Source organism: Streptomyces sp. NPDC002104, assembly GCF_053593795.1.
Genome location: NZ_JBSFDF010000001.1, coordinates 211,831 through 237,170 on the forward strand (window position 1 = coordinate 211,831; position 25,340 = coordinate 237,170).

Genomic DNA, 25,340 nt, shown 5'->3' on the forward strand with positions numbered 1-25,340 from the left:
CTGCTTGATGGATACCTCATGGTGGGCGCCCGAACAGCAAGGGGAAATGCCGTGAATCTGGCCCGTCTGGACCTCAACCTCGTGGTGGCTCTGCGCGCACTGCTGGAGGAGCGCAACGTCACGCGGGCCGGGCAGCGCGTCGGGCTCAGCCAGCCGGCCATGAGCGCCGCCCTGGGGCGATTGCGCCGGCACTTCGACGACGACCTGCTCGCCCGGGTCGGCGGCCACTACGAGCTCACCGCCCTCGGGCAGGTGCTCCTCGACCGCACCTCCACGGCATACGACGTGCTGGAGCGGCTCTTCTCCAGCCAGGCGAGCTTCGACCCCGCCGAGGAGAGCCGGGAGTTCAGTCTGGTGGCGTCCGACTACGCCGTCGCCGTCTTCGGAGCCGAGTTCGCCCGCGTCGTACACGAGGAAGCCCCGGGCATCCGGCTGCGCTTCACGCAGACGCCCATCACCGTCGTCGACGACACGGCCAGCCTGCTCAGTGCCACGGACGGCGTACTGATGCCGCACGGGGTCATCAGTGATTTCCCGGCCACCGATCTCTACGACGACCGCTGGGTCTTCATCGTCTCGGACGATCATCCGAGCGTCGAAGAGCACCTCACCCGCCAGGACCTGGCCCGTCTGCCGTGGGTCGCCTACCGGCGGACGTACGACGCTCCCGCGGTGCGGCAACTGGGCATGCTCGGCATCGAGCCGCGGGTCGAGGTCTCCGTCGACAGCTTTCAGCTCCTCCCGCTCCTGGTGGCCGGCACCCGCAGGATCGCCCTGGTCCAAGCCCGTCTGGCCGAGCTCCTCGCGCCGTTCACGGCCGTGCGCGTCATGGAGCCGCCCTACGAGGCGGTGCCGCTGCGCCAGGCGCTCTGGTGGCATCCCGTGCACACCCACGACGCCGCCCACATCTGGCTGCGCGAGACGGCCGCGCGCGTCGGACGGCGGATGGGGGACGCGCCCGGGGCGTGAGGCGCGGGGTGCCGCACCGGCCGACCTGCCGAGGCCGGTCCAGGACCAGCCATCCATGCAACAGATGATCAGTATCAGGAACATGAATCACGCAGAGGGTGGGCAAACCATCTCGGACCGCCCATAGTCGTGTACATCGAGCGCACGCGCCGATGACACTCCCGCCGCCCGGGCGCCAGGGCCGACCTCGCCCTCCCGCTTCCTCGGCCCTGCGTTCCGGACTTCCGCCATGCCTCCACACACTGCTCGGCGCGTCCCGCTGCCTTCCCCGCCGGCGGGACAACGGGGAGGTGCCGGCCGTGTCCTAACGGGCTCGCGGCGTTGTCGTGCTGGCGCGCACCACCAGGCGCGGCGTCATGGTGGTCTGCATGGCCCGGTCCCGCCGGCCCTCCACGCGGTCGATGAGCATCCGTGCCGCGGTGGCCCCCATGGTGTGTCCCGCCTGGTCGACGCTGGTGAGCTGTACGGGAGCCAGGGCGGCGAGGGCGGTGTTGTTGTAGCCGACCAGCGACAGGTCCTGCGGGATGCGCAGGCCGAGCTCGTGCGCGGCCCGGTAGATGCCGAGCGCCGCGACGTCGGCGCCCGCCATGATGGCGGTCGGCGGGCGCTGCGCCGTCAACAGGGCCATGCCCGCCTCGAAGCCGCCCTCGTCGGAGTAGGCGGCATGCTGAACACGGGCGTGTGTCCCCAGGCCGTGGTGATCCATGGCAGCCAGGTATCCGCTGGTCAGTACGGCTTCCGGGGTCCGCCGCCAGGCGCCGGCCTTGGTTCCGGACGCGGAGACCAGCGCGATGTCCCGGTGGCCCAGCTCGGTGAGGTGGTCCACGACCAGGCCCGCTCCGATGCCGTCGGCGTCCACGACCGAGTCGTGCGCGTCCGCCGTGTCGTGGTGGCCGATGACGACGGTCGGTGTCGTCGCGGCCGTGGCCAGGACCTCCGGTCGCGGGCAGCCCGGGGCGATGAGGACGAGGCCGTCCATCTGGCGGTCCACCATGGCGCGAACGGTCCGCGTCTGGGCCTCGGCGCCGAACCCCGCCGCGCCGATCATCACGGTGTACGCGCCGTCCTGCAGCTCGTCGTGGATTCCGTCGAGGATGTCGGCGAAGAACGCGTTGCGGATGTTGTCCAGCAGGACGCCGACGGTGTAGGTGCGGCCCCTCATGCCGCGCGCCGCGGTGTGGGGCCGGTAGTCCAGCTCGGCCATGGCCGCGTGGACCTTCTCCCGCATCGCCGGACTCGACCCGTACGCGTTGCGCAGCACCTTCGAGACCGCGGCAGTGGACACGCCTGCGTGCCGTGCGACATCGGTGATCGTCACCCGCTTCTTGGGCTTCGGTGTCGCGTCCATGGGCCATCACTCCGATCTCACCTCGCAATGCAACGGTCTACATCGCTAACGGCACAGTACGTCAACGCCAAGCGCTTATTTCGCAGGAGTTACAGATCCGTGTCTTGACTCTTCGCGAGGAAGGGGCGCAATCTTTGAGCCACCCGAGTGGAGAACGTTCTACACACTTTCTCGCCGAGGGTCCGCCCGTCGCCACTGCCGACGGCCCTTCTCCTCACCACCCACCTCTCCGTACCGATGACAGGGAGACCTCTGTGTCCAACAACCCGCGCCGTGCACGCCGAGCGCGCCGGACCGCCTTCACGGCCGGCGCCGCCTCGGTCGCCCTGCTCGTCACCGCCTGCGGAGGCTCCGGCGGCAGCACCGCGGCCGCGCCCAAGGAGTTCAGCTACCTGAGCGCCACGGAGAACACCACCGTCAAGAACGTGCTGACCACCCTCTCCAAGGAGGCGTGCGCCGCGGAGAACAAGGCGCGTCCGCTCAAGGTGGAGAACGTGCCGCAGGCCAGCCTCGACCAGAAGCTGCAGCTGCTCGCCGGACAGGACGCGCTCCCGGTCCAGTTCGCCGCGGGCAACTCTCCCGCCCTCACCGGCCAGCTGGACAAGTCCGGCAAGATCGCGGACCTGGAGGGAGAACTGTCGCTCCTCGGCGTGTACGACCAGCTCCAGCCGGCGGCCGTCTCCACGATCAAGGCGCTGTACGACGGCAAGGTCAGCGTGCTGCCGTACGAGTACAACATCGAGGGGATCTTCTACAACAAGAAGCTCTTCCAGGACCGCGGCGTCGCCGTGCCCACCACCTGGGACGAGCTCACCGCGAGCGCGGAGAAGCTGAAGGCCGGGGGCGTGCAGCCGTTCTCCGCCGCGGGCAAGGAGGGGTGGCCGCTGACCCGTGTGCTGAGCGGCTACCTCTACCGCAGCCTGGGCCCGGACGCGCTCCAGGACATCCGGAGCGGAAAGGCCAAGCTCACCGACCCCGCGTACGTCAAGGCCGCGCAAGAGGTCGCCGAGCTCGGCAAGAAGGGGTACTTCGGCGAGGGCGTCGCCTCCATCAGCTACGACGTCGCCATGAACCAGTTCCTCTCCGGCAAGGCCGCCATGTTCTACATGGGCAGCTGGGCGCTGGCCAACATCGCCGACCCGAAGGTCAACACGGTCGGCGTCGAGAACATCGGCTTCATGCCGTTCCCCACGGTCGCCGGCGGCAAGGGCTCAGCCGACCAGTACCCGTCCAACGTGGGTCTGGGCATCACCCTGGGCGCGAAGTCCTTCGACGACAAGACGGGGGACTGGGTGGCCTGCATCGCCAAGAACTACGGCAGCACGGCGCTCAAGGACGCGGGAACGATCTCGGGCTTCAAGACGAACACGCCCGTCCAGGACGCCAACCCGGTCACCGCGCAGATCCGCAAGACCATCGGTGAATCGAAGCAGAACGTCCTCTGGTTCGAGGCGCTGTTCGGGACCAAGGCCACCACCGTGAGCACCTCCAACGCGGCGTCGCTGGTCAACGGAAGCATGAGCCCCCAGCAGTTCATGCAGACCGTCCAGGACGCCCTGAAGAGCCAGTAGGCCTCTAGGCCGGCAAGCCGGGCGGCGGGCGGCCCCGACCGGCTCGGGAGCTCCGCGGCGCCATCGCCCGGGCTTCCGAGCCCCGTCGCCCGCGCCCCACCACCTCGACGAACTGGACACCACCTATGCACCGTGTACTCGGTGACCGCAGGGCCATCCTGATCCTCTTGGGCCCCGCCCTGCTCGTCTACTCCCTCATCATGCTGGTCCCGATGCTGTGGTCACTGGGGTACTCCTTCACCAAGGGCAACTCCATCGACGGCTTCACCGGCAACGGACTGGCCAACTTCGAGCGCCTGCTGACCGACCCCGCCGTCCACGAGGCCTTGTGGTTCACCCTCAAGTTCGCCTTCGTCGTCACGATCGGTCAGGTGCTCGCCGGCTACCTGCTGGCCCTGCTGTACGTCTTCTACCTCAAGCGGGCGTCGGCGCTCGTGCGCACCCTGGTCTTCTTCCCCGTGGTGCTGCCCACCGTCGCCGTGGGACTGCTCTTCCAGAACCTGTTCCAGGTCGCCCCGCAGCCCGGACCGGTCAACTCCCTCCTGGGCGCCCTCGGCCTGGAACCGGTCGACTGGTTCGCGAGCGGCGGCACCGCCTTCTGGGTGCTGATCGTGATGGAGATCTGGCGTTCCATGGGCTTCTACGCCGTGCTGCTGTTCGCGGGCCTCGTGGACATACCCGACGAGGTGCTGGAGTCCGCACGCCTGGACGGGGCTTCGGGCCTGCGACTCGTACGCCACATCGTGCTGCCGCTGTCCTTCCCGGTCCTGATGTCGTCGCTGATCTTCAGCATCAACGGCACCCTGAAGATCTTCGACGCCGTCGTCGCCCTCACCAACGGCGGCCCGGGCAGCTCCACGACCCCACTGACCCTGTACATGTTCCAGACGTCCTTCACTTACGGCGAATACGGCTACGGCAGCACCATCGCGCTCCTGCTGACCGTGGTGAGCCTGCTGGTGTCGCTGGTCGTCTTCCGCCTCACGCGGCGCGACCTCACGAAGGGCTGACCCATGGCCGTTGACACACCCCAGAAGTCCACTCCGCGCGGGCACCGCCGCAGCCTCCCGGTCACAGGCCGCCCGCCGCGCCGCCGCGGGAGAGCCCGACCGTGGGTGATGCGCATCGTCGTCGCCCTGCTCCTGGTCGTCGAGACGTATCCCCTCGTGTGGATGTTCCTCACCTCGGTCAAGTCCAACGCCGACTACCTGAACAACCCGAGCTGGAGCCTGCCGACCACGTGGGAGTGGGGGAACTACACAGAGGCGTGGACCACCGGCAACATTGGCCTCTACGTCCAGAACAGCCTGATGGCGGTCATCCCCTCGCTGGCACTCATCCTGCTCCTGGGGACCGCTGCCGGCTTCGCCCTTCAGATCATGGTCTGGAAGGGGCGGAGCCTCACCCTGGTGGTCTTCCTGGTGGGCATGATGGTGCCCCCGCAGATGATCCTTCTGCCCCTGTTCACCATCTACTTCCAGACCGGTCTCTCGGGCACCCTGTGGCCGCTGATCCTCACCTACACGGGCACCGGACTGCCGCTCACGGTGTTCATGATGGCCACCTATTACAAGACCGTGCCCAAGGAGCTGTTCGAGGCCGCCACCATCGACGGAGCCGGCATCCTGCGCGCCTTCTGGACCATCAGCCTGCCCGTGGTCCGCAACGCGGTCCTCACCGTCGCCCTCGTCCAGTTCTTCTTCATCTGGAACGACCTGCTGATCGCGCTCACCTTCACCAACAGCCAGGACCTGCGGACCGTCCAGGTCGGCCTGCTCAACTTCACCGCCGACTTCGGCGCGACCCAGTACGGTCCGCTCTTCGCGGCGATCTGCATCAACGTCTTCGGCACCCTGGCGATCTACCTCTTCCTCAACCAGAAGGTGATGAAGGGCCTGACCGGTGGAGCGGTGAAGGGATGACGGCAGAAACCACCGCCCACCTCGCGCGCCCGCCCGCGGGAAGGCCTCCCGCGTCGTCGGCTCAGCCCGGCCCGGTGTCGTTCGAGCACCTGCCGGACGGCCTCGGCATCGGCGCCGCCGCACCCCGCCTGACGTGGGAGCTGCCGGCGGGCACCGGACGGCAGGACGCGTACGAACTCGAACTCGACCGCGGCGGCCAGCGCCACCGCACCGCCCGTATCGACGGCGCCGAGACGGTCCTCGTGCCGTGGCCCGGCGATGACCTTGTTTCACGCGAGCGCGTGGCCGTCCGCGTCCGGGTCTGGACCGGCGACGCGGCCCGGCCGTCACCGTGGAGCGAACCCGCAGTCGTCGAGGCGGGCCTCCTCGATCCCGCCGACTGGCGGGCCGTCCCCGTCGGTGCCGCCTGGCCGGAGGACCACGAGGCCGAGCGGCGCCCGGCCCGCGTCCGCAAGGACTTCCGCGTCGAGCGGGCGGTCAGCCGGGCCCGCCTCTACGTCACCGCGCACGGACTGTACGAGGCCGAGATCAACGGCCGCCGCGTCGGCGACGACGCACTCGCCCCGGGCTGGACCGTCTACCCGAAACGGCTGCGCTACCGCACCTACGACGTCACCGACCACCTCGCCGAGGGCAGCAACACCATCGGCGCCTGGCTCGGCGACGGCTGGTACCGGGGCCGGTACGGCTTCGACGGCGGCACCCGCAACATCTACGGCACCGACCAGTCCCTCATCGCCCAGCTGGAAATCACCCACGACGACGGCACCACCACCGTCATCGCCACGGACGCCTCTTGGAGCGCCGCTCCAGGACCGATCCTGACCAGCGGCCTCTACGAGGGGGAGGCGTTCGACGCGCGCCTCGACGACCCTGCCTGGTCCACGCCGTCCGCGGCCGACACCGGCTCCTGGGAGCCGGTACGCGTCGGACTGCGAGACCCTCGCACCCTGGTCGCACCCGAGGGTCCCCCGGTACGCCGGACCCAGGAGATCGCCCCCGTCACCATCACCCGGACCGGCGAGGGCCGTTACCTTCTCGATTTCGGTCAGAACCTCGTCGGCCGCCTCCGGATCACCGTCGACGGTCCGGCCGACACGACCGTCACCCTGCGCCACGCCGAAGTGCTTCAGGACGGGGAGCTGGCCACGCGCCCCCTGCGCGAGGCCGTCTCCGTCGACACCCTCGTCCTGTCCGGCGACGGGCCCTACACCTGGGAGCCCCGCTTCACCCTGCACGGATTCCGCTACGCGGAAGTCGCCGGCTGGCCCGGCGCATTGAATGCCGATGACGTGACCGCCCGGGTCTACCACACCGACATGCGGCGCACCGGCTGGTTCGAGTGCAGCGACCCGCTGGTCAACCGGCTGCACGAGAACGTCGTATGGAGCATGCGCGGCAACTTCGTCGACATCCCCACCGACTGCCCCCAGCGCGACGAACGCCTCGGCTGGACCGGCGACATCCAGGTCTTCGCCCCCACCGCCAGCTTCCTGTACGACTGCTCCGGCATGCTCGACTCCTGGCTCACCGACGTCCGCCTGGAACAACTGCCCGACGGCACGGTCCCCTGGTACGTACCCGTCATCCCCGGCGCACCCATGTGGACGCCCATCCAGCCAGGCGCCGCCTGGGGCGACGTCGCCACCCTCACCCCCTGGGTGCTCTACCAGCGCTTCGCAGACCTTCAACTCCTGCGCCGCCACTACCCCATGGGCAAGGCATGGGTCGACCTGCAGGAGCGCCTGGCCGGCCCGAGCCGCCTGTGGGACACCGGCTTCCAGCTCGGCGACTGGCTCGATCCCGCGGCGCCACCGGAAGACCCCGCCGCCGGGCTCACCGACCGGTACCTGGTCGCCACCGCGTACTTCGCCCATTCCGCCCGCCACTTGGCCCGGTCCGCGGCGGAACTCGGCAACGCAACCGACGCCGAGAGGTACACGAAGCTCGCCGACGACGTCGTATCCGCCTTCCGCCGCGCGTACGTACAGTCCTCCGGCCGCATGACCAGCGATACTCCCACCGCCTACGCCCTCGGGCTCGTCTTCGACCTGCTCGCGCCCGAACAGCGCCCGGCCGCCGGTGACCGGCTGGCCCGACTCGTCGCCGACGGCGGTGCCCGCATCGCCACCGGTTTCGTGGGAACGCCGCTGATCTGCGACGCCCTCACCGACACCGGCCACCTCGACGTCGCCTACCGGCTGCTGCGACAGACCGAGTGTCCTTCGTGGCTCTACCCCGTGACCCAGGGCGCCACGACGATATGGGAGCGCTGGGACAGCCTGCGGCCCGACGGCAGCCTCAATCCGGGCGGCATGACCTCCTTCAACCACTACGCCCTGGGAGCCGTCGCCGACTGGCTGCACCGCGTGGTCGGCGGCATCGTCCCCGTCGCACCCGGCTCCCGCGCACTCGTCTTCCGCCCGCGTCCCGGGGGCGACATCACCTGGGCCCGCACCCGCCATCAGACCCCCTACGGCACCGCGGCACTGTTCTGGGAACAGACCGACGACACGATGTCCGTGCAGGTGACCGTGCCCGCGGGCTGCACCGGAACCGTGGAACTTCCCGGCCGCCCGCCGCATGCTCTGGGCCCCGGCGAGCACACGCTCAGTACTGCGGTCGCCGGTCCGAAGGCGGCATGAGGGCGTCGCGTTCCTGATCGCCCCCGCCCCGGGGCCAGAGGCCCCACCCAGGCCGGGGCCGGCCGTGTCCTGACACACGGCCGGCCCCTCTTCACCGTCCATGACGGCCCGCACATCCGGTTCGGAGACCCGCTATGAACAGCCGCACGCCCGACGCCGCGTCAGCGGTCACGCCAGACACCGCCCACACGGCCGAGCCCGTTCCCGAGGTCTCCACCACCTCGCGTCCTTCCGCCGAGGACCGCGCGGATGCCCTGCTCGCGCGCATGACCACCGACCAGAAGGAGTCGCTCGTACGCGCCGACTTCACCTCCCTGAAGGAGCTGGGCATCCCGGCCCTGACCATGGTCGACGCATCCGCGGGCCTGCGGGGCGAGCAGAACGTGACCGCCTTCCCCGTGCCGGTCGCCCAAGCCGCCACCTTCGACGAAGAACTGGCAGGCCGGCTCGGGGAGGCCATCGGTGAGGAGGGCCACGCCAAGGGCTACAACAACCTGCTGGGACCCACGGTCGACCTCGCCCGGACCTGGCACTTCGGACGCCAGGCCGAGACCCTCGGGGAAGACCCGCTGCTCGCGGGGCGTTTGGGAGCCGCCCTCACGGCCGGGATGCAGAGCCGCCACGTGGCCGCGACCGTCAAGCACTTCGCCGCCTACACGCAAGAGGCCGGACGGCTCTCCACCGACACCCACGTTCCCGAGCGCGCCCTGTACGAGATCTACCAGGCTCCGTTCCGCCACGTCCTGGCGGCGGTCCCGTACACGTCGGTCATGCTGGCCTACCCGAAGGTCAACGGCACCTTCGCGACGCAGAGCCCCGCACTGCTGTCGGACCTCAAGGACGGCCTCGGGCTGCGCGGTTACACCGTGCCCGACTTCTGGGCCGGCGACGACCAGATCGCCGCGGTCCGGTCGGGCATGGACCTCGCGGGCCTCGGACCGGTCGGCGTGAAGATTCCCGCCGGCGGCCTGACGGACGGCTCGATCCCCGCGAACCGTCTACACGACGCCGCGCGCCGTATCCTCATCACCCTTTTCGCCACCGGCCTCTTCGACCACCCCGTGCCCGAACCGGCCGCCGACGTCAGCACCGCACAGCACCGAGCGCTCGCCGTCGAGGCCGCGGTCGCGAGCACCGTCCTGCTGACCAACCGCCGCGGGGCCCTGCCCCTGCCGACCACGCTGACCTCCCTCGCCGTCATCGGCCCGGCCGACACCGACGCCTTCACCGGCGTCAGCGGATCCACCTACGTCGACCCCGGCGCCTGGACCACACCCCTCCAGGCCATCCGCGCCCGCGCCGACGAGGAGGACGTTCTCGTCACGCATGCCCAGGGCACCCTCGGAGACCTGCCGCTCGCCGTCGTCCCGCAGCCCTCCCTGCGGACGGCTGACGGCGCCGCCGGGCTGGACGGCACCTACTACGCCGGCCCCGACGCCTCCGGCACCCCCGTGCTGAGAAGGACCGACGCGACGGTCGACTTCGCCGTCACGCCGGACGAGGGCCTTCCCGAGATCTGGTCCGCGACATGGACCGGCACGCTGATGCCCGCCACCGACGGCCTGCACCGCTTCTCGCTGCTCCCCGCCGGTACCGCGAAGCTGACGATCGACGGCGTCACCGTCGTCTCGGGCACCCGACACTGCCGCCGCTTCTTCCTCGGCACCTACGACTACCCCCTCCAGGGCGCCATCGAGCTGACCGCGGGCCACCCGGTCACCGTGGAGCTGGAGTACACCAACGCCACCGCGGACACCAACACCTGCGGCCTGACCCTCGGCTGGCACCCCGACTCCCTCATCCCGGCCGCCGTGGAGACCGCGCGGGCCGCCGACGCGGCCGTGGTCGTCGTCAACCGGATCGCCGGCGAGGACATGGACCACCACCAGCTCGACCTGCCCGGTGACCAGAACCAGCTGATCAGCGCCGTCGCCGCCGCGAACCCGCGCACCATCGTTGTCCTCAACACCGACGGCCCCGTGGCGATGCCGTGGCTCGACGACGTGGCGGCCGTCCTGCACACCTGGTACGGCGGCCAGGGCATGGGCACGGCACTGGCCCAAGTCCTCTTCGGCGACACCGACCCCGCCGGCCGGCTGCCCGTCACCTTCCCGGCGGCTCCCTCACAAGGGCCAGGCACCGCGCCCGCCTCCTACCCCGGTACCGACGGCGCCGTCTCCTACGACGAGGGAATCGCGGTCGGCTATCGCCACTACGACGCCGAGGGGCAGCAGCCGCTGTTCCCCTTCGGCCACGGCCTCTCGTACACGTCCTTCGCGTACGGCTCCCTGGCCGTCGCTCGCGGCGAGCACGGGACGGGCACCACCGTCTCGGTCACGCTCACGAACACCGGCTCGCGGCAGGGCACCGAGGTCGTCCAGACGTACGCCACCCTCCCCGAGGCCGCACAAGCCGAGCCGCGCCGCCTCGTGGCCTTCCGCAAGGTCACCTTGAAGGCGGGCGAGTCCACGCGCCTCACCTCCACCGTCCCGGACCAGGACCTGACCGTGTGGGATTCGGGGACCTGGTCCCTCACCCCCGGCACATACAGCTTCGCGGTGGGCAGCTCCTCGAGGAGCCTTACGGGAGAGCAGGCAGTCCAGCTGGGCTGACGAACGTCCCCGAGTACGTGGTGCCTTCGCCGTCTTCGGCCCCGGCTCCGACGGCGGCTTTGGTTCCCCGCATCCGTCGTGGGCCTTCACGGCGGCGCCACCGCACTGGTCGACGACGTTCGTCCGCATGCAGCCATCCCTCCTTCAACGCCACATCCAACCGCAAGGGCTGACCATCCGATGCCGCTCGGTAACACGAGTTCCCCTTCGAGGCATGAATCTGGCTCATCCCGCAGGCATATGCTATGTCACAACTCTGCACTAGAGCAGGGCTTGTGATGATCAATCAGTTTAAATGCCGAATAGGTAGGAGAGGGTGGGCAGCTACGGGGATCCACCTCTCCACCCTCGGAGGTACCTCTTGTTGCCTTCTCTGCGCACAGCCCTCACCTACACCTTCGCCGCATCCGTGCTGGCCGGCGGACTGATCACCGGAGCCACCCCCGTCGGCGCCGCGGCCGGTCCGGTGTTCACCGTGATGAACACCAGCGAGTCCCTGCCCGACGGTGTCTACTTCCGCAACAGCCCCCACACCTCCGACACGCCCCGCATCACCGGCCTCGGCGTCTACCAGCGCGAGCAGGTGCGGGCCAAGTGTTTCCTGATGGGCGACGCGGTTGGCTCCTACGGGAACCAGGTCTGGTACCTGACCGACAACGTCACCCGTCCCAGCGCCGCCGGCCGTCCCAACTCCGGCTGGCTCAACACTCACTACGTCGACGACGGGATGCGCGCCAACCAGGTTGCCCCCGGCGTACCCTCCTGCAACGCCGCACCTCCCACCCCGACGCCCACGCCGGGCAACTACGCCCAGAACACCGCGTACTACTCGGGGCTGGGCAGCGCGGGTGCGGGCACCGCCCGCACGCTGAACCTCGGCCGGGTCCTGACAGCGGACGGCTCCTACGACGGTCGGTGGACGAGCGGCACCGAATGCGTGCCCAACGGCAACGCCACCGCCTTCGCGGGCAAGAACATCACCCGCCTCGCCGGCTACAGCCTCGGCCGCCTCGGCCCGATCTACGCCCTGCGCCAGCTCAAGAACACCAACAACACCGCCCAGGCCAAGAAGATCGACTATGTCGTCCTGTTCGACCCCGGCAGCTGGGACAAGGACTTTGGTGGCTGCGACCTCCCCAGCAGCGGCAGCGTCCAGGCCGACCAGACCCTGCTGTGGTGGTTGAGGCAGAACCCTGACGCCCGCCTGGTCGTCATGTCCGGAAACCTGACCGCCACCGACAGCCACAGGAGCATCCAGAAAAACTACTTCCGCCCGCTCAAGGACGCTGGGGACCAGTTCCGTAAGCGTGTCCTGGTCTGCAACTACAGCCTGGGCCACGACATGATGTGGTCCTCGTTCGCGACCATGATGACCAAGGGCCGCCTGTCCACCACACAGGGCATGACGTCCTGCCCCACCGCCCCTGGCGGCAGCCAGGTATGGGGCTGGAACCCCTGATCTGAGACAGCCCCGAACCCAACAGGCACTCCGGGGCCCCGGCACGGACGTGCCGGGGCCGCCGGACGCGCCACATCGCCAGCTCGCCACCCGTCCCACCGGCCTGCGCGCAGCAGCGCGACGGCGAAGTACTGCAGCCCAGTACCTGTAACTGCCTTGACGATCGGCCATCTTCGAGCGTGCTGGTCGGCGGGGCCGGCGTGGCGGTCGGTGGCCGCGCTCGTGCTGGTGGCGGGCGGCAGCCCGCGGTCCTCATCGCCTGTCAGCGACTGACTACGAGGGCTGGTCAGACGAGCAGGGCGCGCAGGAGAGGGGTAGTGCGCCCGCACCGCCGCCTGAAGCCCCAGCTCCTCGCCGACCTGCTTGGTCAAAACCGGCCCGCCTGCACCCCGCACGACGGCCATGATTCGCTGGTATTCCGGCGGCAGCGCGTCCCCTCCGACGCCGGGCCCCACGGTGCGGGACCAGTAGGACCGCGTGGCCTGCGACTTGCGCAGCCGATGCGGCCGCCGCCGTCTCCGCGGCGATCTGCTCGGCCATCCGCTGCCAGACCCGTTCCTGACGAAGGCACTATGCGTGTCAGCTCCCGCCGAGCAGCACCACCTCCAGAACGCGAGGCCCGTGCACCCCCTCGACCCGGTCCAGCTCGATGTCGCTGGTCGCGGACGGACCCGAGATCCAGGTGAGCGGCCGGTCCGGATCGAGCCGTTCGAGGGCCTGGGGAAGGGAGGAGACGACCTGGTCCGGGACGCGGACGACGCAGATGTGATGGTCGGGCATCAGCGTGATGCGACGACGCCCCTGGTCGGGGGAGCCGTCCAGGACCAGGGTGCCGGTCTCAGCGATGGCTACGGCGCATCCGGTGACGACGCTGTCGACCTTCTCCAGTTCGTAGGCGCTGCTCGCAGCCCGATCATGGACACGGGTGACCTCGCTCGCCCGGAGCCAGTGCGCCGGCAGCCCCGGTGGAATCAGGACGCTCGTCGCACCGCGCTCGGTGAGCAGCCGGGCGAGCAGGGCCGGCAGACCGTCGGCATCGGTGCGGTGCACCACGGCCCGGTACTCGCTGAGGTTCTCGGCGAGGAGCGCGGCGCTCTCCTCCAGGGTGCGCGTCCCGTGCTCGCGCAGGTAGTCGCGGGTGACGGCATCCGCGTACGCGTCGTCGCCGGGGGGCACATCGGCCAGCGCCCGCCGGATGCGGCCCAGAACGATCTCTCTCCTGCTCACTGCGCCTCTCCCTTTCCACCGTTCGTACGCTGCCACCAGTCGCGGAAGGGTTCCGCGGGAATCGCGGGAAGGTCCCGGCTCGCCGACCAGGCCCGACCTGGGCCCGGGAGCGTACGGGGATGGAGGCGCCGGGTGCGGGCGGCGAACCGCTGACCGGTGCGCAGGACGCCCGGGCTGCCCAGCACCCAGCGGGCCGCGCGCATCGCCGCTCGCTCCGCCATGTGTCCCTTGGCGGGCCTGAGAACGACCTTTTCGCCGCGGGTTACCGTCGGTCCACCCTGTGCGACGCGCTCGCGCAAGTGAACCAGGACCTCGGGGATGTCGATGGCGACCGGGCACACGTCGTAGCAGGCGCCGCACAACGAGGAAGCGTACGGCAGGGAGGCGTCGATCTCGGATGTGGTGCCGCGCAGTTGGGGGCTGAGGATCGCACCGATGGGCCCGGGATAGACGGAGCCGTAGGCGTGGCCGCCGGCGCGCTCGTACACCGGGCAGACGTTGAGGCAGGCCGAGCAGCGGATGCAGCGCAGGGCCTGGCGGCCGACCTCGTCGGCGAGAGTGTCGGTGCGGCCGTTGTCGAGCAGCACCAGGTGGAAGGCGGTCGGCCCGTCGCCGTCGACCGTTCCGGTCCACGTGCTCGTGTACGGGTTCATGCGCTCGGCGGTCGAGGAGCGGGGCAGGGTCTGGAGGAAGACCTCCAGGTCCCGCCAGGTCGGCACGACCTTTTCGATGCCGACGACGGAGATGAGGGTCTCGGGCAGCGTCAGGCACATCCGGCCGTTGCCCTCCGACTCGACGACGACGAGGGTGCCGGACTCGGCGACCATGAAGTTCGCCCCCGAAATCGCGACCTTCGCGCGCAGGAACTTCTCCCGCAGGTGCAGTCTGGCCGCCTCCGCGAGCTCGGCCGGTTCGTCCGTGAGGCCCTCCGGTGCCGGACGGCCCCACTTCCCCATCGTGTCGTGGAAGATGTTGCGGATCTCGCCCCGGTTGCGGTGGATGGCCGGCACCAGGATGTGAGAGGGCCGGTCGTCGGCGAGCTGGACGATGAGCTCGGCGAGGTCGGTCTCGTAGGCCCGGATCCCCTCGGCCTCCAAAGCCTCGTTGAGGCCGATCTCCTGGGTGGCCATCGACTTGACCTTCACGACTTCGGTCTCGCCGGTGGCCTTCACCAAGTCGGCGACGATCCGGTTGGCCTCGGTGGCGTCGCCGGCCCAGTGGACGATGCAACCGGCGGCCGTGAGGGCTTCCTCCAACTGGACGAGGTAGCGGTCGAGGTGACGGAGCGTGTGGTCCTTGATCTGCTTCCCCGCCTCCCGCAGGGCCGCCCAGTCCTCCAGTTCGCCGACGGCGCGGGCCCGCTTGTCGCGGATGGTGTGGGTGGCGTGCCGGAGGTTGGCGCGCAGCCGCTCGTCCCCGACGGCCTCACGGGCCGCTTTCGGGAACGCCGGCATTCCTACGAAGGTCCCGCTCACAGCGCGGAACTCCCTTCCGTGCTCGCGAGGATCTCCGCGATGTGGACCGACCGCATGTCCACCTTCAGGCGGGACATGGTCCCGCCGAGATGCATCAGACACGAGTTGTCCGCCGCACAGAGCGCTTCCGCGCCCGTGGACTCGGCGTTGCGGATCTTGTCGGCACCCATCGCGGCCGAGACGTCGGCGTTCTTCACGGCGAAGGTGCCGCCGAAGCCGCAGCACTCGTCCGCACCCGGCAGCTCGACCAGCTCCAGGCCCTTGACGGCCCGCAGCAACCGGTACGGACGCTCTCCCAGGCCAAGGCTGCGCAGGCCGTGACAGGTCGGGTGGTAGGTAACGGTGTGCGGGTAGTACGCACCGACGTCCGTCACCCCCAGCACGTCCACGAGGAACTCCGTCAGCTCGTACGTCGCGGGGACCACGGGGGCAAGGGTGGCGGACAGGGTCTCCCCGCGGCCCTCGGCCCGCGCCCGTTCGCCCATGCGCGGGTACAACTCGCGCACCATCGCGGCGCACGACCCGGACGGTGTGACGATCGCGTCGTAGCCGGTGAACACGCGGGCGAAGCGCACGGTGAGCGGTTCGGCCTCGTGCCGGTAGCCGGTGTTGTAGTGCGCCTGCCCGCAACAGGTCTGGGCCATGGGGAAGTCGACGTCCACGCCCAGCCGGGTCAGGAGCTTCACCACCGCCTTGCCGGTGTCGGGGTACAACATGTCGTTCAGACACGTCAGGAACAGGGCGACGCGCATGGTGCTCCTTCGTAGCGACGATTGGACCGCGGGCGGGCGCGGGGGACACGTCGACCCGCGCCCGCCCGCGGCGGTCAGGGAGAGGCGATCCGCTCGGCGGCGGCGGCCCAGGCCTCCCGACCGCCGGCCGGTTCGTAGCGGGTCAGAGGCTGGGAACGCGTCAACAGCTCCCGCATGGCCGCGCGATCGCCGACGAGACCCTGGGCGCGTGCTTGTACGAGCACGTTCCCGAGGGCCGCCGCCTCCGCCGGACCGGCCACCACCGGCAGCCCGCACGCGTCAGCCGTCAACTGGCACAGCAGGGCGTTGCGTGCTCCTCCGCCCACGATGTGGATGACGTCGACCTCGACATCGGCGAGGCGCTGCGCGTCCTGGACGGCCGCACGGTGGGCGAGCGCCAGGGAGTCGAGGATGCACCGGGTCGTCTCGGCGGGCGTGCGCGGCACCGGCTGGCCCGACCTGCGGCAGGCCTCGGCAATGCGCTGCGGCATCCGGCCGGGGGCAAGGAAGGCGGGGTCGGCGGCATCCAGCACGGACACGAGGCCCGGAACCTCCGCGGCGGCCTTCAGCAGCGGAACGAGACCGGTGCCTTCCCATTCCCGTTCCCGCATGCACTCCTGCAGGAGCCACAGCCCCATGACGTTGCGCAGGTAGCGCACGGTCCCGTCGATGCCCAGTTCGTTGGTGAAGTTCGCACGGCGTCCGGCCTCGGTCAGGACGGGAGAGTCGAGCTCCAGACCGACCAACGACCAGGTGCCGGTGCAGATGTACGCGAAGCGCTCGTCACGCGCCGCGGGGACGGCGACGACGGCCGAGGCGGTGTCGTGCGAAGCGACCGTGGTGACCGGCAGAGGACCGGTCAGCCCCGCGGCTTCGAGGACCTCGGGCAGCAGGAGGCCCGCGGGATCGCCGGGGCGCCGCAGGGGCGGGAACAGGCTGAGGTCGATGTCCGTGGCATCGGCGACGGCGTACGACCAGCTGCCCGTGCGCGGGTCGAGCAGCTGGGTGGTGGAGGCATTGGTGAGCTCGGTCCCCTCCTGGCCCGTCAGCCAGTAGGAGATCAGGTCCGGGATCAGCAGGAGTCGCCGGGCGGCGGCCAACTGCGCCGTGCCGCGGGCGGCCGTCAGTTGGTACAGCGTGTTGAAGGGCGCGTGCTGAATGCCCGTCTGTGCGTACAGCCGCTCGGCCGACGCAGCGGCCCACACCCTCTCGGGGGCTCGCTCGGTGCGGGCGTCCCGGTAGTGCACGGGATTGCCGAGCAGGGCGCCGTCGTCGTCGATCAGCCCGTAGTCCACGGCCCAGCTATCGATCCCGACCGAGGCGAGGCGTCCGCCGGTGGTGGCTCCGGCCGCGCGCAGTCCGTCGAGGACGCCCGCGTACAGGCTGAGGATGTCCCAGTGCAGCGTGGCACCGGCACGCACGGGCCGGTTGGGGAAGCGGTGGGCCTCGGCCAGTTCCAGGGTGCCGGGGCCGACGCGGCCGACCATGACGCGTCCGCTGGACGCGCCGAGGTCGACCGCGGCGAACGGCTGCGGCTCGGTGCTCATCGCAGGAACGCGGCGGCGACGCCGGCGTCGACGGGGATGTGCAGGCCGGTGGTGTGGCTGAGGTCGCCACTGGTGAGCACGAGCACCGCGTTCGCGACGTGCTCGGGCAGCACCTCGCGCTTGAGGAGGGTGCGCTGGGCGTAGAACTCGCCGAGCTTCTCCTCCTCGATGCCGTACGTGGCGGCCCGCTGGGCACCCCAGCCGCCGGCGAAGATCCCCGAGCCCCGGACGACACCGTCGGGGTTGACCCCGTTCACGCGGATGCCGTGTTCTCCGAGCTCGGCGGCGAGCAGGCGGACCTGGTGTGCCTGGTCGGCCTTGGTGGCGGAATAGGCGATGTTGTTCGGGCCGGCGAAGACGGCGTTCTTGGACGCGATGTAGACGATGTCGCCGCCCAGGCCCTGGTCCCGCATGATCCGCGCGGCCTCGCGGGAGACGAGGAAGGAGCCGCGGGCCATGATGTCGTGCTGGAGGTCCCAGTCCTTGGCGGTGGTCTCCAGGAGCGGCTTGGAGATGGAGATGCCCGCGTTGTTGACGACGAGGTCGACGCCGCCGAAGGCCAGCACGGCTTCCCGGAACGCGCCGGTGATCTGCTCCTCCGAGGTGACGTCGACGCGGACCGCCACGGCCCGGTCGGGGCCGCCGAGCTCTTCGGCGACGGCCGCGGCGTTGTCCTCGTTCAGGTCGGCGACCACCACGCAGGCCCCCTCCGCCGCCAGCCGGTGGGCGATCGCCCTGCCGATGCCGCTGCCCGCGCCCGTGACGAGCGCGACGCGAGTGGCCAGCGGCTTGGGCGCGGGCATCCGCCGCAGCTTGGCCTCCTCCAGCTCCCAGTACTCGATCCGGAACTTCTCGGCCTCGTCGATCGGCAGGTAGCTGGACACGGCCTCCGCGCCGCGCATCACGTTGATCGCGTTGACGTAGAACTCGCCCGCCACGCGCGCGGTCTGCTTGTCCTTGCCGAACGAGAACATGCCGACGCCTGGCACCAGCACGATCGCGGGATCCGCGCCGCGCAGGGCGGGGGAGTCGGTGGTGGCGTGGCGCCGGTAGTAGGCGGTGTACTCCTCGCGGTAGGCGAGGTGCAGTTCCCGCAGGCGGGCGACGGCCTCGCCGAGGGGTGCGGTGGGCGGCAGGTCGAGGACCATGGGCCGCACCTTGGTGCGCAGGAAGTGGTCGGGGCAGGAGGTGCCCAGCGCGGCCAGCCTCGGGTGCTCGGTACGGGAGACGAAGTCGAGTACGGCCTCGCCGTCGTCGAAGTGCCCGACCTGCGCCCGGTCCTGGGACGCGATGGCCCGGACGTGCGGAGCCAGGGCGGCGGCCCGGGCCCGGCGGTCCTCCTCCGGCAGCGGCTCGTATCCGCTCACGACCGGCCCGAACGGCTCCGGCCGGCCACGCTCGCCGAGGAACTGCTCGGCGGTACGGATGATGTGCAGCGAGTTGCGCCGGCACTCCTCACTGGAGTCGCCCCAGGCGGATATGCCGTGGCCGCCGAGAACGCAGCCGATGGCCTGCGGGTTCGCCTCCTTGACGGCGGCGATGTCCAGGCCGAGCTGGAAACCGGGCCGCCGCCAGGGCACCCACACCACCGTGTCGCCGAAGCACTCGGCGGTCAGCTTCTCGCCGTCCGCCGCGCAGGCCAGGGCGATGCCCGAATCCGGGTGGAGGTGGTCGACGTGCGCGGCGTCCACCAGGCCGTGCATGGCCGTGTCGATGGACGGCGCGGCCCCGCCCTTGCCGTGGAGGCAGTAGTCGAAGGCGGCCACCATCTCGTCCTCGCGCCCCACACGGGGGTAGACGTCCACGAGGGCGCGCAGCCGGTCGAGGCGCAGGATGGCGAGACCGTCCTCCGTGAGGGTGCCGAGGTCGCCCCCCGAGCCCTTGACCCACATCAGCTCGATGTCGCCGCCGGTGACGGGGTCGGTGGAGGTGCCCTTCGCGGAGGTGTTGCCGCCGGCGTAGTTGGTGTTGCGCGCGTCCGCGCCGAGCTGGTGGGAGCGCTCCAGCAGAGCGGCGGCTTCGGGGTGCAGAGTCATGTCGCTACGTGTCCTCAGGTCCGTGATGGGGGTGGAGTGGGGATATGGGCGGTGGCGGGGCTCAAGCACCCCAGCCCGCCTGCGCGCCGCCGACTCGCTCGGCGGCGGTCTTCTGCGCCCAGCCGGAGCGGTGGTAAGCGCCGACGGGGTCGGCGTCCAGGCCCAGCTCTTCCCGGACCTCGGCGAGCAGGGGCCGCACATCGGTGTTGAAGGCGTCCATGAGGACCGCGTTCGCGGCCAGGACATCACCGGAGCGCTGGACCGCGGCCAGCGCGTCCCGGTCGACGAGCAGGGCCTTCGCGGTCGCCTCCTGCACGTTCATCACCGAGCGGATGATCGCGGGGATCTTCGCCTCGATGTTGTGGCACTGGTCGAGCATGAACGCCACGTCCGGCGTGAAGCCGCCGCCGCGGATCACCTCGTACATGATCCGGAAGAGCTGGAAGGGGTCCGCGGCGCCCGCCATCAGGTCGTCGTCGGCGTAGAACCGCGAGTTGAAGTCGAACGCGCCGAGCTTCCCCTCGCGCAGCAGCGTCGCGACGATGAACTCGATGTTGGTACCAGGCGCGTGGTGCCCGGTGTCCACGACGACCTGCGCCCGCTCGCCCAGCTTCAGGCAGTGCGCGTAGGCCGTGCCCCAGTCCGGTACGTCCGTGGCGTAGAAGGCGGGCTCGAAGAACTTGTACTCCAGAAGCATCCGCTGGTCCTCGCCCAGCCGGCCGTAGACCTCGGCAAGGGCCTCGGCCAGACGGTCCTGGCGTGCGCGGATGTCGTCCTGGCCGGGGTAGTTGGTGCCGTCCGCGAACCACAGCTTCAAGTCCCTGGACCCGGTGGCGTCCAGGATGTCCACGCACTCCAGGAGGTGACCGACCGCCTTCTTCCGGACCTTCGGATCGGGGTGGCAGACGCTGCCCAGCCTGTAGTCGTCGTCCTGGAAGACGTTCGCGTTGATCGCGCCCAGACGCAGTCCGCGCTGGGCCGCGTCCGCGGCGAGAGCCCCGTAGTCGTCCACGCGATCCCAGGGGATGTGCAGGGCGACGCTCGGCGCGGCCCCGGTGAGCTCGTGGACCTTGGCGGCGTCGTCGAGCTTCTCCTGCGGCGTGCGGGGCACCCCGGGCTGGGGGAAGACCTTGAAGCGGGTACCGGAATTGCCGTACGCCCACGACGGCGTCTCGATGGCCTGGGTCTTCAGGGCAGCCTTCACGGCGGCTCGGTCGGTCACTGGGCGCTCCTGCGGCATGAAGATGAAATGAAACGATTCAATTTCTTGCTCGGAAGCTAAGAGCTTGGCCAGCTGCCTGTCAAGCCTGTCCTTCTCGCACAGTGGCGGCCGAGGTGCCGCCGATGTGGGCGGTGAACTTAAAACGATTCATCCAGTAGCCTGGATGTTCGTTGTCAGCCCGTACTGCCTGGAGGTCTGGGCCCATGGCCCCATCGGTGGGGATCAAAGACGTCGCCCGTGCTGCCGGCGTGTCCGTGGGAACCGTCTCGAACGTGATCAACCGCCCCGACTCGGTCTCCGAGACCACCAGGCTCCGGGTGCAATCCGCGATCGACCGGCTCGGCTACGTACGCAGCGAGTCGGCACGCCAGCTACGTGCCGGCCACAGCCGCATCCTGGGGCTGCTCGTCCTGGACATGGCCAACCCCTTCTTCGTCGACATCGCGAAGGGTGCTGAACGGGCCGCGCGCCGGGCGGGGCTGGGCGTCATGGTGTGCAACAGCGGGCAGAGCGCCGCCGAGGAGGCCGAGTACCTCGCGCTCTTCGCGGAGCAGCGGGTGCGGGGCGTGCTCCTCACACCCGCCGACGCCAGCGGCCGCAACCTCGAGGCGTTCCGGCGGCACGGCATTGCCTTCATCGTCGTCGACCGGGTCGCCGAGGGCTCCGACCAGTGTTCGGTCTCGGTCGACGACGTGGTCGGCGGGGCCCTGGCCGTGCGTCACCTCATCGATGCCGGGCATCGTTCCATCGGCTACGTGTCCGGGCCCGAGGAGCTCAGCCAGGTCAGGGACCGGCGCACCGGGGCATGGAACGCGCTGACCGAAGCGGGCCTGGCGCGGTCGGCGCTGTTCGAGCTGCCGGCCGGAACCCTCGACGTGGCCGCGGGCCGGGACGCGGGAGCGCGCTTCCTGGGCCTGTCCGACCGGCCGACCGCGGTCTTCTGCGCCAACGACCTGCTGGCCCTCGGATTCCTCCAGACCATGTACGCCGCCGGCGTGCGGGTCCCCGACGACGTGGCCATCGTCGGCTACGACGACATCGAATTCGCCGCGGCGGCAGCGGTCCCGCTGACGTCCGTGCGGCAGCCGGCCGTCACGATGGGCACGCTGGCGGCCGAGATGCTCCTCGAGGAGACGGGGGAGGCCGGGGCCGCACACGAGCACCGGCACATCGTGCTGCAGCCGGAACTGGTGGTGCGCAGCTCCTCTCTGCCCTCACGGTGAAACGGAACCGGGAGGGCAGAGAGGGGGGCCAGTCGACGGTGAGGGTTCGCTGCCCGGTGGCATCGCGAGACCTGCCCGGCATCGGCCCGTTCTCCGCCGAGCCGGACGCGAAGGCCCCGCGTGTGCGGGTTCTGGTCCGTGACTGGTCCAGGAGAGCTGACCGACTGCCCTATTGGTTACTCACAGCCCTTCGGTGAGGACTACCCATGCGTGACGGATTGCCCGTCAGTAAGAGGCGACGTTCCCCCGGCATTCCTGGTCAGGACGCCGAGGCTCTCTCGTATCGCTTGTGCTGCGAGGCTCCCGTTGCCGTGCATGCGCCGGCGGAGGTGCGTACGCCCGGACCGGTCCGCGGACCGGGCGCTTGCGATCAGGTCGCCGGGCCGACGCTGCGCGTGGCCCGATAGCTTCGTGCGCGCTGCGCGCCCCGCCCGCTCCGCCCTGCCCTGCCCTACGGTCGGCGGACCCGCCCGGAGGGTTCGTGTCGGCGGCCTCGCGTCGGGTACTCGTGCTCGCCCCATCAAGGGGGATGGCGGGACGCCGGGTGCAGAGGTCGCTGCCGACGGCGGTCCTGTGGCCGAGGGGGACCCCGGTCGTGCGTGCGAGGGCGAGGAGGGGAGGCCAGCCCGCGAGCGCAGCCCCCGCAGGATTCACCGGGATGCCATGACCTTCTACTCGTCTGGCGCCGACAACCGCCCCACCGCCGGGCGCGGTGGCGGGGCCGGTCAGGTCCGCACGCGGCTGTTGGGTCCATTGGAATGGACCCAACGACCCGGACGCTCGTATGAGCGGGGCCTCGTGACGGCGCCCGTCGCGCGGTTCCCGGCGCGATCGGGTAATCAGGAACGGTGAACACGGACGCGACCGACCCCTTCGTGCATGTCCGGGGCGCCAGTGAGAACAACCTGCGGAACATCGACGTCGACGTTCCGCGGGACGCGATGGTCGCCTTCACCGGCGTCTCCGGCTCGGGCAAGTCCTCGCTCGCGTTCGGCACGCTCTACGCGGAGGCCCAGCGGCGCTATTTCGAGTCCGTGGCACCGTACGCCCGAAGACTGCTGCAACAGGTCGGTGCACCGCACGTGGAGGAAATCACCGGGCTGCCACCTGCCGTGGCCCTGCAGCAGCGGCGCGGGTCGCCCAGCTCGCGCTCGACGGTCGGGACCCTCACCACGCTGTCCAATCTGTTGCGCATGCTGTACTCCCGCGCCGGCACCTATCCGCCCCGGGCCGCACGGCTGGAAGCCGAGTCGTTCTCACCCAACACCACGGCCGGCGCCTGCCCCGAATGCCACGGACTGGGCGTCGTGCACGACGTCGCCGAGGACCTGCTCGTCCCGGACCCCTCGCTGAGCATCCGCGAGGGGGCGATCGCCGCCTGGCCGGGCGCTTGGCAGGGAGCCAACCTGCGCAGTGTCGTGAGCGGCCTGGGGATCGACATCGACCGACCGTGGCGCAGGCTCAAGAAGAAGGACCGGAACTGGCTGCTGTACACGGACGAGCAGCCTTCCGTGTACGTCGAGCCGGAGGAGGACCGCGTCGATTACGGCTATCAGGGCAAGTTCTGGAGCGCCCGCAAACACGTCATGCACGTCCTTGCCGACTCCAAGAGCGAGAAGATGCGGGAACGGGCGCTCCGGTTCGTCAGGAGTGTGCCCTGCCCCGAGTGCCACGGCAGCGGACTGCGGCCCGAGGCGCTCGCCGTGACCTTCGCCGGGCGGTCCATCGCCGAGATCAACGCGATGCCCCTGACCGAGGTCGTGGGGCTGCTGCGGCCCGTCGCGGGGCGGTCCGAGGCCGACGCCACCACGTCGACCGCCCGATCCGGGGAGACGACCGAGGTCGCGGTTCGGATCTGCGGCGATCTGGTCGCGCGGGTCGACGTGCTGCTCGACCTGGGCCTCGGATATCTCAGCCTCGGGCGCCGCTCGACGACCCTGTCGCCCGGCGAGGCGCAGCGCCTGCGGATCGCCACCCAGCTGCGCTCGGGGCTGTTCGGCGTCGTCTACGTCCTCGACGAACCCTCCGCGGGCCTGCACCCGGCGGATGCGGAACCGTTGCTGGACGTGCTGGAGCGCCTCAAGGCGGCGGGCAACTCGCTGTTCGTCGTGGAGCACGACATGGACGTCGTACGGCGGGCGGACTGGGTGGTCGACATCGGCCCCGGCGCGGGCGAGGGCGGCGGTCGCGTGCTGTACAGCGGTCCGGTCGCCGGTCTGGAGCGGGTGGCGGAGTCGGCCACGAGCCAGTACCTGTTCGGGCGCGCCGAACCGCTCGATCACCGCCCGCGCACACCCCAGGGCTGGCTGCACCTGAAAGGCGTCTCCCGCCATAATCTCCGCGACGTGTCCGTCGACGTACCTCTGTGCGTACTGACGGCGGTGACGGGCGTGTCCGGTTCCGGAAAGTCGACACTGGTGACGCAGGTGCTCGCCGAGGTCGTCCGCCGCCACCTCGGACTCGCACCCGAGGACCTCGATGAGGCGCAGCTGGTGGTTGACGTCCAGGACGCGTCGGGGGTCGAGTCGTTCGACCGGCTGGTCCGGGTCGACCAGCGGCCCATCGGCCGCACTCCCCGTTCAAACCTGGCCACGTACACGGGCATGTTCGACGCGGTGCGCAAGCTGTACGCGTCGACGGACGAGGCCAAGGCGCGCGGTTACTCGGCCGGGCGGTTCTCCTTCAACGTGCCCGAAGGACGGTGCGAGACCTGCCAGGGCGAAGGATTCGTGACGGTGGAGCTCCTCTTCCTGCCCGGCACCTACGCAGCGTGCCCGACCTGCCTGGGCGCCCGGTACGACGCCGAAACGCTGGAAGTCACCTACCGCGGCAAGAACATCGCGGACGTGCTGGGGTTGTCCGTCGACGCAGCCGCCGAGTTCCTGTCCGCCGTCCCGGCCGCCTCCCGCAGTCTGGAGACGTTGCGCGAGGTGGGACTGGGGTACCTGCGGCTGGGGCAGCCCGCGACGGAGCTCAGCGGTGGTGAGGCGCAACGCATCAAACTGGCCACCGAACTGCAGCGGGCCCGCCGCGGCCACGCGCTCTACCTGCTCGACGAACCGACGGCGGGGCTGCACCCCTCGGACGTCGCGCTGCTGCTGCGGCAGTTGCACCGGCTCGTCGACGCCGGCAATACGGTCGTCCTCGTCGAGCACGACCTGGACACGATCGCCACCGCCGACTGGGTCATCGACCTGGGGCCGGGCGGCGGCGACGTGGGCGGGCGGGTGGTCGCGGCAGGCCCGCCGGCCAAGGTGGCGAAAGCCCGCCGCAGCGCCACCGCGCCTTACCTCGCGGCCCGGCTCGCGCGCGGGTGATTAATCTGCCGCATC

At 70.4% G+C, this 25,340-nt stretch carries 16 protein-coding genes; 9 read left to right on the top strand and 7 right to left on the bottom strand.

Annotated elements, in window-relative coordinates:
• Window positions 1-51 precede the first annotated feature (51 nt).
• Window positions 52-969 (top strand): LysR family transcriptional regulator, encoded by a 918-nt coding sequence (locus tag ACWCP2_RS00940; RefSeq protein ID WP_450906442.1) that lies wholly within the window; start codon window positions 52-54, stop codon window positions 967-969.
• A gap of 304 nt (window positions 970-1,273) precedes the next feature.
• Here the strand turns inward: ACWCP2_RS00940 and ACWCP2_RS00945 are convergent, their stop codons facing one another.
• The gene (locus ACWCP2_RS00945; RefSeq protein WP_450906443.1) at window positions 1,274-2,317 is read right to left on the bottom strand and encodes a LacI family DNA-binding transcriptional regulator; all 1,044 of its coding nucleotides are present in this window, start codon (window positions 2,315-2,317) and stop codon (window positions 1,274-1,276) included.
• Window positions 2,318-2,571: 254 nt separating this feature from the next.
• Here ACWCP2_RS00945 and ACWCP2_RS00950 point away from each other — a divergent pair, with 254 nt between their 5' ends.
• The 6 genes from ACWCP2_RS00950 to ACWCP2_RS00975 all read left to right on the top strand — a co-directional run bounded on the left by ACWCP2_RS00950 (window position 2,572) and on the right by ACWCP2_RS00975 (window position 12,526).
• Window positions 2,572-3,888 (top strand): ABC transporter substrate-binding protein, encoded by a 1,317-nt coding sequence (locus ACWCP2_RS00950; protein ID WP_450906444.1) that lies wholly within the window; start codon window positions 2,572-2,574, stop codon window positions 3,886-3,888.
• A gap of 125 nt (window positions 3,889-4,013) precedes the next feature.
• Complete coding sequence (locus ACWCP2_RS00955) at window positions 4,014-4,898, top strand: carbohydrate ABC transporter permease (protein WP_450906445.1); 885 nt, start codon at window positions 4,014-4,016, stop codon at window positions 4,896-4,898.
• Between the two features lie 108 nt (window positions 4,899-5,006).
• Window positions 5,007-5,810 (top strand): carbohydrate ABC transporter permease, encoded by an 804-nt coding sequence (locus ACWCP2_RS00960; RefSeq protein ID WP_450906446.1) that lies wholly within the window; start codon window positions 5,007-5,009, stop codon window positions 5,808-5,810.
• On the top strand, window positions 5,807-8,455 hold the full coding sequence (locus ACWCP2_RS00965; RefSeq protein ID WP_450906447.1) for a family 78 glycoside hydrolase catalytic domain: 2,649 nt from the start codon (window positions 5,807-5,809) through the stop codon (window positions 8,453-8,455). The genes ACWCP2_RS00960 and ACWCP2_RS00965 overlap by 4 nt, the downstream gene beginning before the upstream one ends.
• Before the next feature lie 134 nt (window positions 8,456-8,589).
• Complete coding sequence (locus ACWCP2_RS00970) at window positions 8,590-11,067, top strand: beta-glucosidase H (RefSeq protein ID WP_450906448.1); 2,478 nt, start codon at window positions 8,590-8,592, stop codon at window positions 11,065-11,067.
• Window positions 11,068-11,431: 364 nt separating this feature from the next.
• Window positions 11,432-12,526 (top strand): hypothetical protein, encoded by a 1,095-nt coding sequence (locus tag ACWCP2_RS00975; protein WP_450906449.1) that lies wholly within the window; start codon window positions 11,432-11,434, stop codon window positions 12,524-12,526.
• Between the two features lie 579 nt (window positions 12,527-13,105).
• Here ACWCP2_RS00975 and ACWCP2_RS00980 read toward each other — a convergent pair.
• The 6 genes from ACWCP2_RS00980 to rhaI form a co-directional block, all read right to left on the bottom strand.
• The gene (locus ACWCP2_RS00980; RefSeq protein WP_450906450.1) at window positions 13,106-13,753 is read right to left on the bottom strand and encodes a LutC/YkgG family protein; all 648 of its coding nucleotides are present in this window, start codon (window positions 13,751-13,753) and stop codon (window positions 13,106-13,108) included.
• On the bottom strand, window positions 13,750-15,228 hold the full coding sequence (locus ACWCP2_RS00985) for a lactate utilization protein B (protein WP_450906451.1): 1,479 nt from the start codon (window positions 15,226-15,228) through the stop codon (window positions 13,750-13,752). The genes ACWCP2_RS00980 and ACWCP2_RS00985 overlap by 4 nt, the downstream gene beginning before the upstream one ends.
• Complete coding sequence (locus ACWCP2_RS00990; RefSeq protein WP_450906452.1) at window positions 15,225-15,980, bottom strand: (Fe-S)-binding protein; 756 nt, start codon at window positions 15,978-15,980, stop codon at window positions 15,225-15,227. Before ACWCP2_RS00990 ends, ACWCP2_RS00985 begins: the two co-directional genes overlap by 4 nt.
• Window positions 15,981-16,054: 74 nt before the next feature.
• On the bottom strand, window positions 16,055-17,527 hold the full coding sequence (locus ACWCP2_RS00995; protein WP_450906453.1) for a rhamnulokinase: 1,473 nt from the start codon (window positions 17,525-17,527) through the stop codon (window positions 16,055-16,057).
• Window positions 17,524-19,563: a bifunctional aldolase/short-chain dehydrogenase gene (locus ACWCP2_RS01000; protein WP_450906454.1), complete on the bottom strand. Its 2,040-nt coding sequence runs from the start codon at window positions 19,561-19,563 to the stop codon at window positions 17,524-17,526. The genes ACWCP2_RS00995 and ACWCP2_RS01000 overlap by 4 nt, the downstream gene beginning before the upstream one ends.
• 61 nt (window positions 19,564-19,624) lie before the next feature.
• Entirely contained in the window at window positions 19,625-20,785 is a 1,161-nt protein-coding gene (gene rhaI / locus ACWCP2_RS01005) for an L-rhamnose isomerase (protein ID WP_450906455.1), read from the bottom strand.
• A gap of 203 nt (window positions 20,786-20,988) precedes the next feature.
• Between rhaI and ACWCP2_RS01010 the strand changes: the two genes are divergently transcribed.
• A complete protein-coding gene (locus ACWCP2_RS01010; RefSeq protein WP_450906456.1) occupies window positions 20,989-22,008 on the top strand; it encodes a LacI family DNA-binding transcriptional regulator in 1,020 nt (339 codons plus the stop codon).
• Window positions 22,009-22,856: 848 nt separating this feature from the next.
• Window positions 22,857-25,325, top strand: a complete 2,469-nt coding sequence (gene uvrA / locus ACWCP2_RS01015) for an excinuclease ABC subunit UvrA (protein ID WP_450906457.1) — start codon at window positions 22,857-22,859, stop codon at window positions 25,323-25,325.
• Window positions 25,326-25,340 lie beyond the last annotated feature (15 nt).

Bases quoted from the DNA above. Each gene is read 5' to 3' on its own strand.
- ACWCP2_RS00970 (WP_450906448.1), top strand. From the start codon at position 8,590: ATGAACAGCCGCACGCCCGACGCCGCGTCAGCGGTCACGCCAGACACC.
- ACWCP2_RS00965 (WP_450906447.1), top strand. From the start codon at position 5,807: ATGACGGCAGAAACCACCGCCCACCTCGCGCGCCCGCCCGCGGGAAGG.
- ACWCP2_RS00995 (WP_450906453.1), bottom strand. From the start codon at position 17,527: ATGAGCACCGAGCCGCAGCCGTTCGCCGCGGTCGACCTCGGCGCGTCC.
- ACWCP2_RS01010 (WP_450906456.1), top strand. From the start codon at position 20,989: ATGGCCCCATCGGTGGGGATCAAAGACGTCGCCCGTGCTGCCGGCGTG.
- ACWCP2_RS00990 (WP_450906452.1), bottom strand. From the start codon at position 15,980: ATGCGCGTCGCCCTGTTCCTGACGTGTCTGAACGACATGTTGTACCCC.
- ACWCP2_RS00960 (WP_450906446.1), top strand. From the start codon at position 5,007: ATGCGCATCGTCGTCGCCCTGCTCCTGGTCGTCGAGACGTATCCCCTC.
- ACWCP2_RS00955 (WP_450906445.1), top strand. From the start codon at position 4,014: ATGCACCGTGTACTCGGTGACCGCAGGGCCATCCTGATCCTCTTGGGC.
- ACWCP2_RS00945 (WP_450906443.1), bottom strand. From the start codon at position 2,317: ATGGACGCGACACCGAAGCCCAAGAAGCGGGTGACGATCACCGATGTC.
- ACWCP2_RS01000 (WP_450906454.1), bottom strand. From the start codon at position 19,563: ATGACTCTGCACCCCGAAGCCGCCGCTCTGCTGGAGCGCTCCCACCAG.